Raw genomic sequence first — 17,438 nt, 5'->3', positions numbered from 1 at the left:
GCCACCCGCTGGCGCTGGCCGCCGGACAGGTCCGCCGGCTTGCGGCTGAGAAATTCCTTGAGACCCAGGATTTCCGCCGCCTCGCTGACCCGTCTGTCAATGTCCTCCTTGCTGTACTTGCGCAGCTTGAGACCGAAGGCCATATTGTCATAGACGGTCATGTGAGGATAGAGGGCGTAGTTCTGGAAGACCATGGCGATGTCCCGGTCCTTGGGCGCCACATCATTGACCACTTTGCCGTCGATGGAGGCCGTCCCCTCAGTGATGTCCTCCAGCCCCGCAATCATGCGCAGGGTGGTCGACTTGCCGCAGCCGGAAGGGCCGACAAAGACGATAAACTCCTTGTCCTTAATATCCAGATTGAAATCCTCCACCGAGTAGTGTTCGCTGTTGGGATATTTTTTGTAAATGTTTTTCAGATTGAGTTCGACCATACTTCTTTCTCCTTATGTGTGTTATAGTCATTTGCTTTATTTTTTATTACTTTGTTAGCTCGGCTTGCTCTAACAGCCCGAGGGGGTGAGGGCGGCACAGACTCATCCGCTTGACGCCAGTACTGTCAGAGGCTGAAACAAAAGGGTTTCAGTCTCGCTTTCTTCTGCAAAAACTCTTAAGGCGGCAGCGGACTGCTGAAATCGTCCAGCGGACTGTTTCAGCTTGCAGATCAAGCATCCCTTAAGATGTGTCTGCATCGTTCGTCTTTCAGACTCCGAAAAGCTCCGAAGCCGGGAACTCCGCTCCCCTCGTCTGCACCTCTTTCTCCGATTATAGCACCGGTCAGGCCTTTTTGCACTGACCCTTCTATATCTTTTTTTCTACTTTTTTTAGCATTGCCGCCCCGGCGGTCCATCCAGCTGAGACAGAAGCTGCTAATCCATCTGCCTGCGATAAGCTTTAGGCGACTTGCCGCAGAGTTTGCGGAAAACCTTATAGAAATAGCCAACATTGCTGTAACCGACCGCATAGCAAACATCTTCAATACTGTCATTCGTTGACAAAAGCAGCTGCTGGGCAGCCTTGATTCTCTGTTTGTTCAGGAGCTCAGCAAAGGTGGAATTGGTTTCTCGCTTGATTAACTGGCCTAGATAGACCGAATTGATATAGAGCTCTTGACTGATGTCTTTCAAGGACAGTTCCTTTTGATAGTCTCGGCCAATCACTTCCAGAACGCTAGCTACATTTTCATTCATGCGGTATTGATCAAACAAACCGGACAGCTGCAGCTTGATATAGACCAACAGACTGTCAAAGCTGTTCATTCCATCAATTTCTCTGATAATGGCTGTGATGTCTTCCGGCTTCAAATGCTCAAAAAGATGATAAACATCCATGATGAACTGGATAAAGAGCTGCTTGGTGATAGAGACTTTAGGCGTACTCCGCAGGACGATGTCTTCCAACAAATCCAACTCTTCCAAAATCTGTGCGATATTGCCCTGAATAATCACCCGATAGACCGGCTCATAATAGCTGAAAAGCGGATCTGTCTCCTGCAGGCTGACTGTGCCGTAGAAGAGACTTTTTTCCAGATTGACCTTAAAAGACTGCAGCTGCTTCTTGTAGGGGGCAGCAAATTCCTCCTGGTAAACAGCCCCTCCCCTCTGACTGGAAAGGAAGAGATAAAGCGTTCGGTCCAAGACACGATAGGGAGCAGAGGAGAAACCCTTGGGAACAACATCCGCCCCCAGCCAAAGCCTTTCCTTTCCCTCCAGCAAACTGGCAATGTCCTCCTCCTCGCTTTCATCCTGAAAAACTCTTTCCAGCTGCTGATCGGAAGACTGCTCAAAGTTCTTGGACAGCTTTTCCAACAGGGCCGCCAGTTCCAGCTTATTGACAGGCTTAACCAGATAGTCCGCCACCTGCAGATTGAGGGCTGTTTTGACATAGTCAAACTCCTGATAACCCGACAGAATGATAAAAGCTGCCCGAGGCAGAGAAGCCTTCATCTGAGCAATCATCTCCAGACCGTTCATCCCCGGCATGTTGACATCTGTAATGACCAAGTCAACGCTGTGGTTTTTGATGTATTCCAGAGCCGCTTCCGCATCATTGGCTGTCTGCACAACCTCCATCTTCCACTTTTCAAAGGGAATCAGTACCTTAAGCCCTTCTGTAATCATATACTCATCATCAACTAATAATACCTTGTACATCCTGTCCTTTCTCTATTCATCCTGTATTTCTATCCTATAACGGACTCCTTGATTTTCCTGTGACTCGATCTGAATATGATAACGGTCGCCGAAAAAGAGCAAGAGGCGTTCGTGAACATTTATGATTCCGATTGATTTTCTGCTCTCTCTTTTTTCAGAATCATCCTGCTGGCGGCTCGCTAGCATCTGCCGAATCTGAGCCAGCTTTTCAGCTGTCATGCCGCGCCCATTGTCCTCAATCAGCAGCTGGACAGCACCGTCTTTCTTCAGCGCTTTGACACTGATTACATTATCCTGACGGCGGTAGTCAATGCCATGGGCAAAATAGTTTTCCACCAAGGGCTGCAGGCTGAACTTAGGCAGCTGCAGGCCTTCCAGCCCCTGATCCATCTTAAAGCCATAAGCAACCGACTTAGGATGGCGGACCATGCAGAGATAACTGTATTTACGGCAGAATTCCAGCTCTTTTTCCAGTGTTGTCTGCATCTCATCTGAGATATTATTCCTCAGCAAACTGCTGAATTCATAAATAATATCAGCCAATTCTTCCTGACTCTGCATAACTGCATACATGCGGATAAATTCCAAGGTATTGTACATGAAATGGGGATTGATCTGAGCCTGCAGAGCCCGCATATTGGCATCCTTCTGGCTGAGCTCCAGGCGATAAATATCCCGGATGTTCTTGTCCAGACTGTCCAGCATCGTATTGGTATTGGCTGCAATCAGGAGCAGCTCCTGCTCTTTGGTTGCTGTAGCAATCCGCTTCTCGTTTTCCCCTTGTGCAATAGCCTGAATCGTCTCTACAATATCGGCGACCTGCCTTTGGTAATTTAAAAAAATCCTCTGCAAAATCAGGTAAAGAAGCAGGACTAAAATGAGACCGGAGATAATAATCAGACTGGTGCTGGAAATCGCGCTGTCCATCAGATAGGAAGCTGGGAGGGCGACCTGTATGACATAATTATAGACGGTCTCCTTCCTAATCCATCGAGCCTCTCTGACTGACTGCCCATCACCAAAATGCAGCATTTCTTTCCCATAAGGCGACCAAAGTCTGACGGCCAAAGGCAGCTTTCCCCGGACATTGTCCAATACATTGGCAAAAATAGCTTCGTCAACGGTCACATAGACCGTCCCGATGTTCTGATCGGCAGTCTTATCATAAACAGCGACAGGAAAGGCAGTGGCAGCCGGCTTGTAATCTTCTGCAGGCAGCTGTTTGCCGCCTCTGGCATCTCTCGTCGAAACAAAGACTGTTTTATAATCATTGAGGGCAATGTCAATCCCTTTGATAAAATCATTTTCAACATAAATATCATTGATATTCTGATGCAGAGACACCTGAACATAATCCGGCACGCTGTCTGACAGGCGCCAGCTGGCATAGTCTGCCGGACTGAGAGCAAAATATTTATAGACTCCCTCCAGCTTGGCCTGATTCTCAACCAAACTTTGGGCCAGCTGATTGGAACGGCGGTTGTAATAGTCCACCTCATCAGCCAGCCGGCTGGCTGCCCGCTGGGAAATGCGCTCTGCTTCCTGATTTTTTCCCTGCCATTCCGCATAAGAAAGAATCAGCCCTAAACAGCCGATAATCACAACCATAATGATGGCATAAGACTTTAATAAAGAATGCAACCAGAATTTTTTCATTTTTCTTTTGCTACCAATTTAGACTGAACTGTTTGATATACCGGCTCCAGAATATCACTGGCAAAAAAATGCCAAAGACCGACAAATACAAAAAAGAGCAGGGCCGGCATATAATAGCCGGCAAGCAGCAGCAAAGCTGTGCCCAGCGATAATTTCAGCATAGCCGAAATAGTGAGAAAAATACCAATCAGGGACAGTTTGATTCGATTTTTATACGACAGCTCAAAATAGACCTGCAGCTTCAGATAGACCGCATAGGCCAAGGGCGCAGCCAGCAGAAAAAGCAGATTCAGAATCGTCAGCAGGAGATAAAAAATGCTTTGCCGAGGCAGCTGCACCAGCAGATAAATACCGTAAAGCAGCAGGCTTTCTGCTAAGAAAAAGCTGTAAAAAACCTGATTGGCACTGATAAAATTTTCTTTAAACAAGGACCAGGCTTCCCGCCAGTGATACTCCTTATAATCATAACGATACTGCTGAAAGAGCGTCATTAAGACTGTCCCGGCCGGAGCCAGACCTAAAATCAGACCGCCGCATAAAGCCAGCAGCCAAAAAACAGCCGAAGCCATCATGGCCATATAGAGCCGTTGAAATAGTATTTCAATCAGTTTGCCCATCTTTCACTCCTTTTTCTTTACAAAACAATCTAACATATTAAACGATTATATCATATTTTAATCGTTTTCAAAAATTTTTCAGAACCTTATGCCCGCATGTCAGCTTCATGATTAGGCCTGATATTGATTTTCGAAGAGTATGAAATCCCCCTCAGTTCAGCTGAGGAGGATTCCAGTTCTGCTTATTTCTTAGCCGCAAGGAATTCATCATATTGTTTTTGCATTTCCTGCAGCACTTTATCATAAGCGCCTTCTGATTTCAGTTTTTCCATCATTTTAGGAATTTCAACATCAGGATCAACCGTACCAGTATTGATAGCTGTGTCGTATTCTTTCATCGTATTTGTAACGCTGGATACTTCTGCTTTGACAGGATCTACGTTAAAGTTAAAGCCAAGAGCCGGTGATTCCGGTGCTTCTGCAAGAACTTTCTTAGAATCTTCAATCTGCTGATCGGTTACATTTTCATTGATATAAAGAATCCAGTTGTTGCCAGTGTTCCAGCCGGACATGTGGGTATTGCCGTTATAGCCTTTCAGAGTACGGACCCGATTTTCCTTGCCTTCAACTTTTTCCCAGTTTTCACCTTCTGGACCATAGACAAGGCCGTTCAGCAGTTCGGGGTTGGTGTTGAGCAGGGTCAGCAGCTCCATTGACTTTTCTTTGTTTTTAGAATTATTGGAAATAACAAAGTTGGCTACTTGAGTGGTCTGACTCTTCTTGTAATTTTTAGTCAGCTGACTGATTTCAATGGTGCGGTTGGCAACACGTGAAAGCAAGCTATTGCCATAGTCAGCAGGCCCTACAGTTTCTTCACGGACCAGCCAGGTATCCTCAGACAGCTGATAGGCTGTGTCACTGGTTGCGACATCTTTTGGAATATAGCCTGCATCATAATATTTATGGATGGTTCTTAAGCTTTCCAAGAAACGCGGCACCTCGTAACGGTTGACAATCTTAGTCGTATCGCCTTCAAGGTCAATCACAAACGGAAGGCCGTTGGTCACAGGATAGTCAAAATTGTCAGAAGGAATAAAGTTCTTGCCAATGGCAAATGGCACAACCTTCGGATCTTTTTCTTTGGCAGTTTTCAAAACCGGTTCCAAATCCTGATAAGAGTGAATGTTTGAAATATCACTGATGCCATATTTTTCAAGGAGCGGACCGTTAAAGGCAAAGTTTTGAGAAGAAGTCACATTGGCATTGACCGGCACAGCATAAATCTTGCCGTTGACAGTATTTCCTTTGATATAGGCAGGATCAAGGGAATCGTAAAGTTCCTTTCCTTCCTTCTTATAAAGGTCTGTCAAATCAGCATAGGCGCCTTTTTGAGCATTGATGACATAGTTTTGCGCATAGGCAATGTCATAGTTTTCACCTGATGAAGTAATGACATTCATCTTTTGCTCGTAATCCCCCCAGCCGATGTATTCGATGTCAAGCTTGGCATCGATTTTATCACCGATAATCTTGTTGGCATTTTCCAGCAATGTGTCAAGATTGTCTGGTTTATCACCAATTTGATACATCTTGATCACAGTTTTGCCGTCATCTGTCTTGGAAGACTTTTGGTTGTCTCCTGTAAGGCTGCCGCAGCCCGCAAGAGCCGCTGACAGGGCCAATAGACTGGCAGAAGCTAAAGCATATTTTTTCCAATTTTTCATAGGAAGATCTCCTTTTAAATGATTTACATGATATGATAAAGGGCAGCAGTCAAAACTGCTTTCGGTCTCTCACTCTTTCACGCCGCCAATGGTCAGTCCCTTGACAAAGTAGCGCTGGAAGAACGGATAGACACAGGCAATGGGCAGGGTCGCAATCACGACCATAGCCATGCGGCCTGACTCTTTGGGCAATGAGCCTGTCAGACCGGCCAGCTGGACACTGGCTCCGGCACTCTTGGAGAGATAATCCATATTTTGCTGGATTTTCATCAGAAGATACTGAAGGGGAACCAGATTGTCACTGCGGATATAAAGCAAGGCATTGAACCAGTCATTCCAGTAGGCAAGGGCCGTAAAGAGAGTAATGGTGGCAATGCCCGGCAAGGACAGGGGCAAGCAGATTTGGAAAAAAATCCGCGTCTCACTGGCTCCGTCAATCTTAGCCGACTCAATAATGGCTTCCGGAATGGTCCGCTTGAAAAAGGTCCGCATCAAAATGATATTAAAGGGACTGAGGAGCAAAGGAAGAATCAGAGCCAATACCGTATCGCCCAGACCCAAAAGATTGGTCATGACAATATAAGTCGGAATCATCCCGGCCTGAAAGAGCATGCTGGCCATGGCAAATAGGGTAAAGAAGCGTCTGTATTTGAAGCTTCTGCGGGAGATGGCATAGGCATAAGTCGTTGTGAAAAAGACATTGAGGGTGGTTCCGACGGCTGTGATAAAGACCGTTATAAAGAGAGACTGTAAGAGTTTGTCTTTCAGCGACAATAGAAATTCATAGCCTGCAAAGCTGAACTGGGAAGGCCAAAAAGCAAAGCCATTGTGGATCAAGCTGCTTTCATCTGTCAGAGAAATAATTATAACAAAGAAGAAAGGCAGGATACAGGAAAGCGAGAACATCGCAATCAGTATGTTAAAGAAGAAATCGGCTTTCTTATTGAAGGAGTGAATCCCCACATTATCAACTTTTTCCTTGTGAATTTTCTTTGATTTCATGCGTTCCTCCTTCCTAGAACAGAGCGGATTCTTTATCGATTCTGCGGACAATCAGGTTGCTGACGATTACAAGAATACAGCCGACAATGGACTGGTACAGGCCGGCCGCTGATGCCATCCCGATGTCGCCGGTCCCTGTAAGACCTCGGTAAACATAGGTATCCAAAACATTGGTCACACTGTAGAGAGAGCCTGAATCATGCGGCACTGTAAAGAAGAGCCCAAAATCTGCCCGGAAGATATTTCCGACAGCCAGAATCGTCAGGACAGTGATGAGAGAGGCGAGAGACGGCAGGGTGATATTGCGAATCCGCTGCCACTTCGTCGCACCGTCAACTGTCGCGGCTTCATAATAGGTCGGATCAATTCCCATGATGCTGGCATAATAGAGAATGCTGCTGTAACCCAGACCTTTCCAAATCCCGATAAAAAGAATAAAGGCCGGCCAGAAGGAAAGAACGGTATAAAAGTTAATATTAGGATTCTGCAGCAGATGATTCAGCAGCCCCTTTCCTGGGTTTAGGAAAGCATCAACAAAGAAGCTGATGATGACCCATGAGAGGAAATAGGGAAAAAGCATGGTCGTCTGGTAGATTTTGACCATCTTCTTGGAGCGAAGCTCACTGAAGATGATGGCAATCCCGACCGAAAAAATCAGCCCCAGAATGATGAAGCCGCCATTGTAAAGAATGGTATTTCTCGTAATGGTGAAAGCATCCTTGGAATTAAAAAGGAACTTGAAATTATCCAGCCCGACCCACTTGCTGGTCATCACACTGTGGATAAAGCCTTCGCTGCTCAGTTTGAAATTTTTAAACGCTACCACATTGCCCAAAACCGGTATGTAGAAAAACAGGATAAACCATATCACACCGGGCAGAACCATGAGGAAAAAGATGATATTATCTTTTAAAGTTTTTATGAATTTGTGCATTCAGATCTCCCTTTCTTTTTTTGTAATGGTACCGGTTTCACACTTTTATTATAAGCCTTTTTCTGTCGGTGATTAAACTCCTAATTATAGAAAAAATTCTACAAATTATTTCATTATCATCTTTTCCTTTGCATTTAGTAATGAGTCTGTCCCACTCTCAGCCTATCGCTTAATATACAGGACGATAGGGCAGCGAGCTGCTCAAAAGCTCCAGTGGAGGTTTTGAGGTGGCAGATAAAGCTTCCGCTAGGAAGTGTCAAAAGCTCCAGTGGAGGTTTTGAGGCGGCAGATAAAGCTTCCGCTAGGAAGTCTCAAAAGCAGGGCAAGGCGGTGCCTGACGCGGTTTGAAGAGATTGTCGGAGACAAAAAAAGCTGATAAACAAGGGCTGCCCCTGCTTATCAGCTTTTCTTATCTCTCAATAAACTCCGACTGCAGGACAAGCGTCCGTCTTTCATCGGAAATAGCCTGACGGAAACACTCGCGTCCCAAATCATAGGACTTGTGGTCAATGGTCGAAATGCCCAGCAGCTGGCTGGTCAGCTGGTTTTCCTGCCCGCATAGAAAAGGCAGGGGCTGCTGCTGATAATAACGGAAAATGCCCGCTGCTACATCGTCACCGTTGGCAAAAATACAGTCCAGATTGCGTTCTCTGGCTAATTTCTTGGCTGCCTCGTAGCCATCCTCCTCTGTCGCAATGCCTTCTAAAACCGTGACAGGCACAGCCTCTCCATAAACCTCTCTGTAGGCTGCCATGATACTGCGATAGGTAGGGCTCCTTTGGCCAGTCCGGGTAAAAAGCAAATCCTGCATTTCTTCTTCCTCAAAAGACAGGAGCATAATCTTGAAAGTATTGTCCTGACCGAGCAAAAATCGGTCAGAATCATTAACCAAGGTCGGTGCCTGACGGGTCAGATCATATTCAAAGCGGATTCCTTTATCTATTGTATCACAATACCAGTGAGTCAGATCATAATAAGAGAGACTGACTTCTGGGAAGGCCCGGCGAATGCTCTTAAGCAGCAGCTGCACTGTCTGCTTGGGGATAATGTCCGTATGCAGCGGGTGAACCCTGCCCTCCTCCATCTCATAAATCAAGCCGCCGTTAAAGGCCACCTGCGGTCCAGTCAGGTCCAGCGCTTCTATCGCTTCCTTCATTTCCATGGGTGCCCGTGCAGATACCAGCGTGACAGGTATCTCTGAGGCCCGAACAGCCTGAGCATTATCCGCTGAAACCCGCCCCTGCGAATTGAGCAAGGTTCCGTCCATATCTGTAAAAATCCGCTTAATTGCCATCGTGTTGTCCTCTTTTCTTGACTTGGTTCGCTAGCTTGATTTCATTCTAATCTATGAAACGCGTTCCATGTCAAGAGGAAAATGGAATTTTTTTCAAAAATTTTGACAAAAAAGTCTAGCAGCCCTATAATAGACTGTAATCTGATATAGCCGTTTAGTTTATCTTTTATTGCCTCTTTATCTGCCACCTCAAAGGCGGTGGGGCAGACTCCCATGATGGCTGTGTCCTCACCCACAGAGGGATGAATCTTTTGGAAGATACCGTATAAGCCTCTTTGAGCAGCTCGCTGCTTATCATTTTCTTATTTCAAGACGATAGACTGAAAGACTGTATTTCCCGAAATCCACCAGCCAAACATAAAGGAGAAATGATGCCAATCCGAAAAGCCAATCCGGCAGATATACCCGTTTTAAGTCAGTTTTTGCAGCAGATCCTGCTGGTTCACCACCAGGCACGGCCCGATATTTTTAAGAGTCAGGGCAGCAAGTACAGCCCTCAGGAGCTGGAAAAGCTGCTGTCTCAGGAGAATACACCAATCTTTGTCTATGAAGATGAAAAAGGCCAGCTATTGGGGCATCTCTTTTGCACCATCAAAGAGCCGGACAGCCCAGTCCTCAATCCTATCAGGACCCTCTTTATCGAAGATCTCTGCGTGGATGAAAAAGCCCGCGGACAGAGGATTGGTGAACAGCTCTACGGTTTTGCGGAGGATTTTGCCCGCCAGATTGGCTGCCACAACCTGACCCTCAATGTCTGGAATGACAATGCCGGCGCCCTGCGTTTCTATGAACGCCAAGGCCTGCGGCCGCAGGAAACAGTGATGGAGAAACTCCTGTAAGCCGCTGCCGCCTAAGCTTATTAAAAGGCGGTGGGACAGACTCCCATGATGGCTGCGTCCTCACCCACAGAGGGATGTATCTTTGGGAAGATACTGTATAAGACTCCCATGATGACTGCGCCCTCACCCGCAGAGGGGAGTATCTTTGATAAGATACCGTATAAAAGTGTCCCAGCCTTTTAAACATTGATCAAGTTGTATAAATTGTTGAAGCGGTGGCAATGGTATGCCATTGGTTAGCTGTCGTTGCAGTGAACTCTCGGTCTTTATAGAAATCTGTAAATGGCAGCAGTTCCACTTCTAACTCTTCCAGCTGCTGGACCTGACCAGCCGCATACTGCAGCAGGCGTTCCTGCGCCCGCCGGATCCGCTGCAGGAGGCCGCCCAGGCGGATGTCCACCGTATCAAGACCGAAGACTTTATTTTCCTTGAGCCATTGCTGGCTAAAGAGATCAGCAAAGCGCTCTGTCTCTTGATAAATCTCTTCCAGATCTTCTCTGGCAATTTTTTCTAGGTCGGCTCTTCGATCTTCTTGATAGGCCGAGCGAATCATGCGGCCGATACCTGCTTTCAGGGCCAGCACTCGATTCAGCTGAGCCTGCGTTTCAAAAAGGTAGCGATAAGCCCCTGTTTTCGGAGCTATTTGAGCCAGATGCTGGGCGGATGCTGCAAAATGAAGCCGGTCCTGCTCCGGATGGATATGCGAATCCAAGAGCGGACAGAGAATATCTTGATAGAGCACATAGCGGTTCGGATTGATACCGCTGAGATTATCTGGCAGATCCGGCAGGAGATTAGCCAGATCCACCTGCATAAAGTCATCGAAGGCCACTTCGGTACTGATGAGGAAATGCTGGTTCAGCCGGTCTAAGCTATTCCGATAAGCCAGCTCAGCCCAGATTTGCAGAGCCGGCAGGATAGAAAATTGCGCTGTTTCTCCGCCGTTGTCGCCCCAGCCCGTCACGATGACTTCCTTGATGCCATTCTGGCGGCAGGATTTGTTGGCCTCAAGGGCAATGAGGCGGCTGAAGTGATTATGAGGCGTAAAGCCAATCCATTTCCAGGCGCCGCCGGCAAAAGCCAGATTATCGCTGATTCTGCGGTGGTTACGAAAGTTGCGGTCGTATTTTTCCTGACTGTCCTGATAGTAATCCCAGTATACCAGAGTCACATGGTCTTTTAAGCGCTCCAGATAAGCGCGGGTTTCTTGGGGAATTTCGATTTCCCGGTCGTATTGACCATCTGCTGACATGAGTTTGAAAAACATATCGCTCCACATTTGGCAATGAAAGCCATACTGATCTGCAATATCCAGCACCCGCTCCAAATGCTGGCACATGAGAATGCTCCGGTCAGCCATGCCATTCAAAATCAGGTAGCGGCCCAAGCCAACTAAGTGAGCTTCGTCCATGCCGATATTGACCTTACGGGTGCGGAGTTTGGCCAAGGTCTGAAACATGCCTTCAATCAGCTGGTAGACCTTTTCCTCGCCAATCAGCAGAATATCCTCCACATCACGGAGTTCCTGCACTTCCTTAACCCCCCATTTGACAAAGGCCGACAGGTGCGCCAAGGTCTGGATGCAGGGGACAAAGGTCATGTCAAAGCTCTCTGCATAGGCTTCAATTTCCTGTAATTCCGCTGCTGTATAGCGGCCCCTGAAATAGCCAAAATAAGGCTGATCCTCAATCTCATAGGTGTCTTCCATATAGAGCTCAAAGGTCGAGTAACCCATCAGCGCCAAGACCTCGATCAGGTCCTTGGCAGAGGCCAGATTTAAAACCGCATTGCGGGAGCAGTCGGCCATATAAGCCAGCTGATCATAGGCCGCTCTTTCTTCGATCGCTGCTGCATCTCCTTCCTTGAGCGCCGCAGCTAAAAGCGCCAAGCCGCGATAGAGCTGGTGGGGCTGCTGATAGGTCACTTGGTAGTGTCCAGCTCGGCCATTGACCGTAAGAGCCGGCTGAGCAGACTGGGAGACAGCAATTTCAATATCCCCCAGATGCAGGCGTTCCTCTAAGCGGGCAACTGCTTTTTTTTGTTTGGGTGTCAAGCCTGAAAATGCGGCCATTGTTCTTCCTCCTGCAGCCAGTTGACAAGGGCGCCGTAGAGATTGGCCTCTGCCTGATAAGTGCAGGCTGCAATCTTCGGTGCGAGTGTATATTCTTCGTAACGGTCGACATAGGCAGCGACAGCCTCTTGCACACCCTTGATAAAATCAGGGTTTTGGCTGATAGAGCCGCCTAGACTGATCCGGTCTGGATCAAAGAGATATTGGATATTGAGCAAGCCCTTGGCCAGCTGACGGTTCATTTCCCCAATAGCCGCTTGGCAGATTTCATCTCCTGCAGCGGCTGCTTGGTAGATTTTTCTGCCATCCCAGTCTGATGAGCCCGTGCTGGCTTGAACAGAGCGCACCAGGCTGCCGGTCGACGCTAAAAGAGACCAGTTGCCCAGACTTTCAGCTGGTTCTGACAGGAGCATATAGCCAAACTCGCCGCCCAGACCATGCCGGCCGCGGTGCAGCCGGCCATTGACAATCAAGGCTCCGCCAATCCCTGTGCCAATGACTGCACAGGCCGCATTTTCAAGTTCAGGATGGGCCAGCAGTTCGCTCAAACCGACACAGTTGGCGTCATTTTCCAGATGGACTGGCAGGCCATAAGCAGCCAGCTTTTCATACCAGGAAAAGCCATGAATGTAAGGCACCGCGCTGATACCGCCAATGATGCCCGTCCGGCGGTCGACCGCTCCGGGAACGCTCATGGCAAGCCCTTCATAGTCTCCGGCTGACAGACAGCTGTCCAGCCAAGTCAGCAGCTCCTCTAAACAAGCGGGAGTTGCTATTTCTCTTTTTTCCAGTATCTTTCCTTCTTTTGACATAGCAGCAAACTGAACGCCTGTCCCGCCTATGTCTACTGTCGCAATGACCATAAATACCTCCTGCCTCCTTTATTCTCTTTCTCTTAAACGCTCGGTGCGGATTTCCTGCGGGCTGAGCAGGCCCGAGTCCTCTGCTCTTGGCTCTTCCAGCAGATCTAAGACCGTCTGCGGCTGTTTCGTTACCCGAACCGTTTCCTGACTCATATTGTAATAGCGCAGCACTTGACCGTCTCCGTCTTCTGCTGCCTTGTAGGCTGTCGGACAGATGGCGGCCAAGCTGAGCGCAGGATGCTCTAAGGTCTTGCCAGACGCCGGCACCTGACCCTTTTGTTTGGCAATCTGCAGAGCCGTCAAAGGCGTTTGGAAGGCCTTGGCCCGGCGATAGGCGGCAAAGCGGTCTGCTGGCTGATGGCATTCAATCGTGTATTCGACCTGAAAGTCACGAAGGCACTGCGCCTCGGGTGTTGGGAAATAGCCCCAATCCCCCAGTTCGCCTGTTGCCCGCAGGATGGTTACCGCAATGGTGTCATCGCCTAAAATCTCGTATTCATTGAGCCCTTTATTGCCCACCGTTACCCCTTTTTGCTCATCATAGAGACTGACAAACGCTTGCTGGTGCTGCGGATTTTCAGGATTTTCCCAGACAGCTGCAGGCTGGTTGCGGCGGGTCACTACCTCGTAGATGCTGTCAGAATCGTTGGTCTTGCTGCAGTTGTGGGTCTTGACCAGCAAGCGGATACGGTGATCCTTGGCTGTGTTGGTCAATTTTGTCCGAAAGCGAATCTGCGGACTGTCCACAAAGACAGTCATCTCTGTAGTCAGGGTAATCGTCGTTTGCTCCTGAGAACGGCCGGTAGAGCGCTTCCTAAACTCAACAAGGCCCCTTTGCTCTTGATCCAGCAGGTCATCCGCACTCCTCGGAATCGTCAATTCATGTGTCAGCTGCAAGGCTGCATAGCGGGCATTGTTTTCCAGAACCTTAACTCCAGTCAATTCAGCATAGATTGGCTCTGTATTTTTGGGCTGGAAGTAAATGTACTCATTGCCGATGTCACCGCGGTCTTCAAAGCGCAAAAAATCTTCATAGGCTTCGTGGGTCGTCTTATCGTAAACCGTCAGGCCCTCATCCACGCTGACCGTCACAAAGGGGGTGTCAATGACGCCGTTGCGGTAGAGACCAGCATGCTCCTCAGCCTTTCCTTCCACCAGCTGGAAGCTTTTCCAAGAAAGCGGCGCCAAATGAATCGGCAGGGTCACGCGCACCTGTCTGGCAATAAAGGCATGGCGAAAGGCATCCTTGGGCAGGCTGTATTGGAAATGGGCTCCCAAATCTTCCACCTTGGCTTCAACCGGCCGTCCGGCTAGGTCCCTGACTGTCAGCTGAGGAAGCGGCCACTCCGCCATACGCCGATAGGCTTCTGTCGGATGCGCTGCCTTAAAATCACACTCCGCTACATTCACAGCAAGGGAAACGGTGTCCACCTTGTCATGAAGCCCTGTATTGATGGCCGTGAAGAGCCAGTCGCTGTCAGCCTGGCTGCTGTCAATTTTCTTTTTCCATTCATTTAAAAGGTTGTCTTTGATAAAGTGACCAACCTGACCGACCTTGGCAAAGCGGGTCTCCATCTCTCTATGGACTTCGTCCACGCTGCAGCCGCAGATGCTGTCGTGCGGAGCATTTTGCAGCAGGGTCTTCCAAGCATAGGTCAGCTGGTCCTTGTGATGGCGGCCGCCCGTCATCAGAGTCAGGGGTTCGACCACCTGCTCCAGCAAATTGCTCTGTTCCTGAAAGGCCTGCTTGAGGTAAATACGGGAAGAAGCGGTATTGGCCAGAGTGTACCAGCCGTCTGTTTCCTGACTGGTCAGCTCGCCCTGAACGGTTGACAGCTGCTCAGGCAGGGCTGCTTCGACAGCCTGCACATAATCGTCAAAAGAACTGTGTACAAAAGTGATATCAGGGTAGAGCTCATTGGCTGTCCGAATCGCTTCGCTAAGATTGCGCTGTACGGGCTGGTGGTCACAGCCATTCATCATCAGCCACTGATTGGTCGAAGCATAGCTCTTGACATCCGCTAGCTTTTGCTTCCAGAAAATCCGTGCCTCTTCCCGATTGACTGGGATTTCATTGCCGTTGCTGTACCAGTTGGCAAAGAGGATGCCCAAGACGCGGCTGCCGTCTGCTCCCTGCCAGTACATTTCTGAAAATTGGGAGCTAAACTGCTCATCTTCTAAGACTTGATTGTCAAAACCAATCGGCTTGACCCCGCGGCCAAAAGCGGCCACATGAATACCGGACTTTTGCAGTATTTGCGGCGCCTGTCCCATATTGCCAAAGGTATCCGGAAAATAGCCGATCTTTGTGGACTGACCCCATTTTTTGCATTCCTGCTGACCGATTAAGCTATTGCGGACATTGGCCTCACTGGAAATCAAATAATCATCCTGCAGAATATAGAAAGGCCCGATTTTCAGCTTCCCCTCATCGATATAATGCTGAAGCTTGTCCCGATTTTCTGGGCGGATTTCCAGATAATCATCCAAAACAATGGTCTGCCCATCTAAGTGAAAGCTCTTAAACTCAGGGTCGTTTTCAAATAAATCAAAGAGGCTGTCAAAAAGCTCTACCAGCTGCATCCGGTGGGACTCAAAAGGCAGATACCATTCGCGGTCCCAGTGGCTGTGAGAAATGATATGTAGGGTGATATGTTCCATTTTAAACCTCAATTTTCAAATCATAGTAGTCCAAGACCAATTCACAAAACATCATATTGGCCCAAGAAAACCACTCGCGGGAATACTTGGCCGGATCATCTACATGGAAACTTTCGTGCATGACACCAGTGCCGCCGTCGCAGGCCACGAGCAGGTCCAAGATCCGTTTTTTCTCTTCCTTATCCTTGGTAGTCAAACCTTGGATAGAGAGGGCAATCGGCCAGATATAGCGATAGAAGGTATGGGAACTTCCCAGGCCGGCTGCGTATTTTCCTTCATAATAGTAAGGATTTTCCGGACTGAGAATGGTCCGGCGGGTATTTTGATAGATTTCATCGTCAATATCGCAGAAGCCCAGATAGGGTGCTGCCAAAAGGCTGGGAACATTGGGATCATCCATGACGCTGGCATGGCCCAAACCGTCTACCTCAAAGGCATAAATCGTCTCCCCCTTGCTGTTCTTGGTATAGGCGAAGGTTTCAATGCCGTCTTGAATCTCCTGCTGCAGGCGCCGCGCCTGAGGCAGGAGCTCCTCTGCTCCCTCCAGATGCAGGGTCTCAAAAATCTCTGCCACATAGCCCAAAACGACCGAGGCAAACATATTGGACGGCACCAAATAGCTGTAGATGCAGGCGTCATCGCTGGGACGAAAACCGGACCAAGTCATACCGGTTACTGCGAAATCTGGACCAAAACCATCATTGACTAACGTATCTTCCTTGCGGTCCGTCTCACGGACAAAGCGATAGGGCGAGTTGGCATGGTTTTGCTCCACTTGCCAAAGGTGCAGGATTTCCCTGACTCCGGCGATAAAGGTCCTATCCAGATGACTGGTCTCCCCTGTCTCTTTCCAGAGGAGATAGGCCAGCTGCAAGGGATAGCAAAGCGAGTCCACCTCATACTTGCGCTCCCAAATCCAGCCGGACAGCTCGGTATGGTCCGTCTCATGATGCCCCTTCCAATTTTCCTCCATATTAAAAGCATTGGCATAAGGATCCTTGAGAATCAGCGCCATTTGACGCTTGACCAGACCCGCTATCGTTTTGCGGATTTGCTCATCTTGCTTTGCGACAAAGAGATAGGGCTTGAACTGCGCGGTCGAATCCCGCAGCCACATAGCCGGAATATCCCCTGTCAGCACAAAGGTTGAACCATCCGCCAAAACCTTAGCCGTATGGTCCAAAGTATCGGTATAGCAGCGTTTAAAGACTGCCACCCAGTCTGGGTGATCTTGGGCAAGCTGGCTGACGGCCTCCAGCCAGTTTCCGACAATTTCTTTTGAATAAGTCATCTTCTACTTCCTTTTCCGCTCGTTTATCCTTCCCGAAAATCATCCGCAAGCCAGACAGGAGAACTTCTTCCCAGCACCGCTGTGAGTATAAGGGCGGCACTGACCTTGCTTGATGAGATGTTCAATGAGCGTGCTATTATCTTCTATACTCTAGTATAGGCCAAACCCTTTTCAAAATATATACACAAACTAAAGGCCTTTCGGTAATATCTTTTTTGCCCTGAACATCCCGACATTTTTCATGCTGTCATCAAGGAAGAAAGCAGATTTTATACCGAGCGAACACTAGGAGGGAAGCTATTTAAAGCACTGCTTTGACTGCCTCGCCCCCCAGCAAAAGCAAGCTTGCACTCAGGTGTTTCAAAAGGAAAAACTGAACAAATAGGATAAAAG

Annotated in this window: 13 protein-coding genes; 1 reads left to right on the top strand and 12 read right to left on the bottom strand. The window is 48.4% G+C overall.

Going from position 1 to position 17,438, the window contains the following annotated elements; genetic code table 11:
- The 8 genes from DHL47_RS11320 to DHL47_RS11285 form a co-directional block, all read right to left on the bottom strand.
- Window positions 1-434 (bottom strand): ABC transporter ATP-binding protein (locus DHL47_RS11320; RefSeq protein WP_209551956.1); only part of this gene is annotated, 434 nt, incomplete at its 3' end.
- Between the two features lie 435 nt (window positions 435-869).
- Window positions 870-2,153, bottom strand: coding sequence for a response regulator transcription factor (locus DHL47_RS11315; RefSeq protein WP_209551955.1), 1,284 nt, complete (start codon window positions 2,151-2,153; stop codon window positions 870-872).
- Window positions 2,154-2,165: 12 nt separating this feature from the next.
- Window positions 2,166-3,809, bottom strand: a complete 1,644-nt coding sequence (locus DHL47_RS11310) for a sensor histidine kinase (protein WP_209551954.1) — start codon at window positions 3,807-3,809, stop codon at window positions 2,166-2,168.
- A complete protein-coding gene (locus DHL47_RS11305; protein ID WP_209551953.1) occupies window positions 3,806-4,426 on the bottom strand; it encodes a DUF624 domain-containing protein in 621 nt (206 codons plus the stop codon). The genes DHL47_RS11310 and DHL47_RS11305 overlap by 4 nt, the downstream gene beginning before the upstream one ends.
- Before the next feature lie 182 nt (window positions 4,427-4,608).
- Window positions 4,609-6,090 carry an ABC transporter substrate-binding protein gene (locus DHL47_RS11300; protein WP_128836700.1) on the bottom strand — a complete coding sequence of 494 codons (1,482 nt, stop codon included), beginning with the start codon at window positions 6,088-6,090 and terminating at the stop codon, window positions 4,609-4,611.
- Between the two features lie 69 nt (window positions 6,091-6,159).
- Window positions 6,160-7,092 carry a carbohydrate ABC transporter permease gene (locus DHL47_RS11295; RefSeq protein WP_128836701.1) on the bottom strand — a complete coding sequence of 311 codons (933 nt, stop codon included), beginning with the start codon at window positions 7,090-7,092 and terminating at the stop codon, window positions 6,160-6,162.
- Window positions 7,093-7,105: 13 nt separating this feature from the next.
- The gene (locus tag DHL47_RS11290) at window positions 7,106-8,026 is read right to left on the bottom strand and encodes an ABC transporter permease (protein WP_209551952.1); all 921 of its coding nucleotides are present in this window, start codon (window positions 8,024-8,026) and stop codon (window positions 7,106-7,108) included.
- A 409-nt stretch (window positions 8,027-8,435) separates the two neighbouring features.
- Complete coding sequence (locus tag DHL47_RS11285) at window positions 8,436-9,320, bottom strand: HAD hydrolase family protein (protein ID WP_209551951.1); 885 nt, start codon at window positions 9,318-9,320, stop codon at window positions 8,436-8,438.
- Window positions 9,321-9,691: 371 nt separating this feature from the next.
- On the opposite strand from DHL47_RS11285, the gene DHL47_RS11280 reads away from it, so the two are divergent.
- Window positions 9,692-10,159: a GNAT family N-acetyltransferase gene (locus DHL47_RS11280; RefSeq protein WP_209551950.1), complete on the top strand. Its 468-nt coding sequence runs from the start codon at window positions 9,692-9,694 to the stop codon at window positions 10,157-10,159.
- A 190-nt stretch (window positions 10,160-10,349) separates the two neighbouring features.
- Here DHL47_RS11280 and DHL47_RS11275 read toward each other — a convergent pair whose 3' ends face one another.
- The 4 genes from DHL47_RS11275 to DHL47_RS11260 are packed head-to-tail and all read right to left on the bottom strand — an operon-like array spanning window position 10,350 to window position 17,045.
- A complete protein-coding gene (locus tag DHL47_RS11275) occupies window positions 10,350-12,230 on the bottom strand; it encodes a beta-N-acetylhexosaminidase (RefSeq protein ID WP_209551949.1) in 1,881 nt (626 codons plus the stop codon).
- Window positions 12,209-13,093: an ROK family protein gene (locus DHL47_RS11270; protein ID WP_209551948.1), complete on the bottom strand. Its 885-nt coding sequence runs from the start codon at window positions 13,091-13,093 to the stop codon at window positions 12,209-12,211. Before DHL47_RS11270 ends, DHL47_RS11275 begins: the two co-directional genes overlap by 22 nt.
- Before the next feature lie 18 nt (window positions 13,094-13,111).
- Window positions 13,112-15,754: an alpha-mannosidase gene (locus DHL47_RS11265; RefSeq protein WP_209551947.1), complete on the bottom strand. Its 2,643-nt coding sequence runs from the start codon at window positions 15,752-15,754 to the stop codon at window positions 13,112-13,114.
- Between the two features lies 1 nt (window position 15,755).
- Window positions 15,756-17,045 (bottom strand): glycoside hydrolase family 125 protein, encoded by a 1,290-nt coding sequence (locus DHL47_RS11260; RefSeq protein WP_209551946.1) that lies wholly within the window; start codon window positions 17,043-17,045, stop codon window positions 15,756-15,758.
- Window positions 17,046-17,438: the final 393 nt, after the last annotated feature.

This window comes from Streptococcus panodentis, from assembly GCF_017884005.1.
Classification (GTDB): domain Bacteria; phylum Bacillota; class Bacilli; order Lactobacillales; family Streptococcaceae; genus Streptococcus; species Streptococcus panodentis.
Note: the sequence above shows the minus strand (reverse complement) of the source record. Positions and strands in the feature narration are given on the sequence as shown.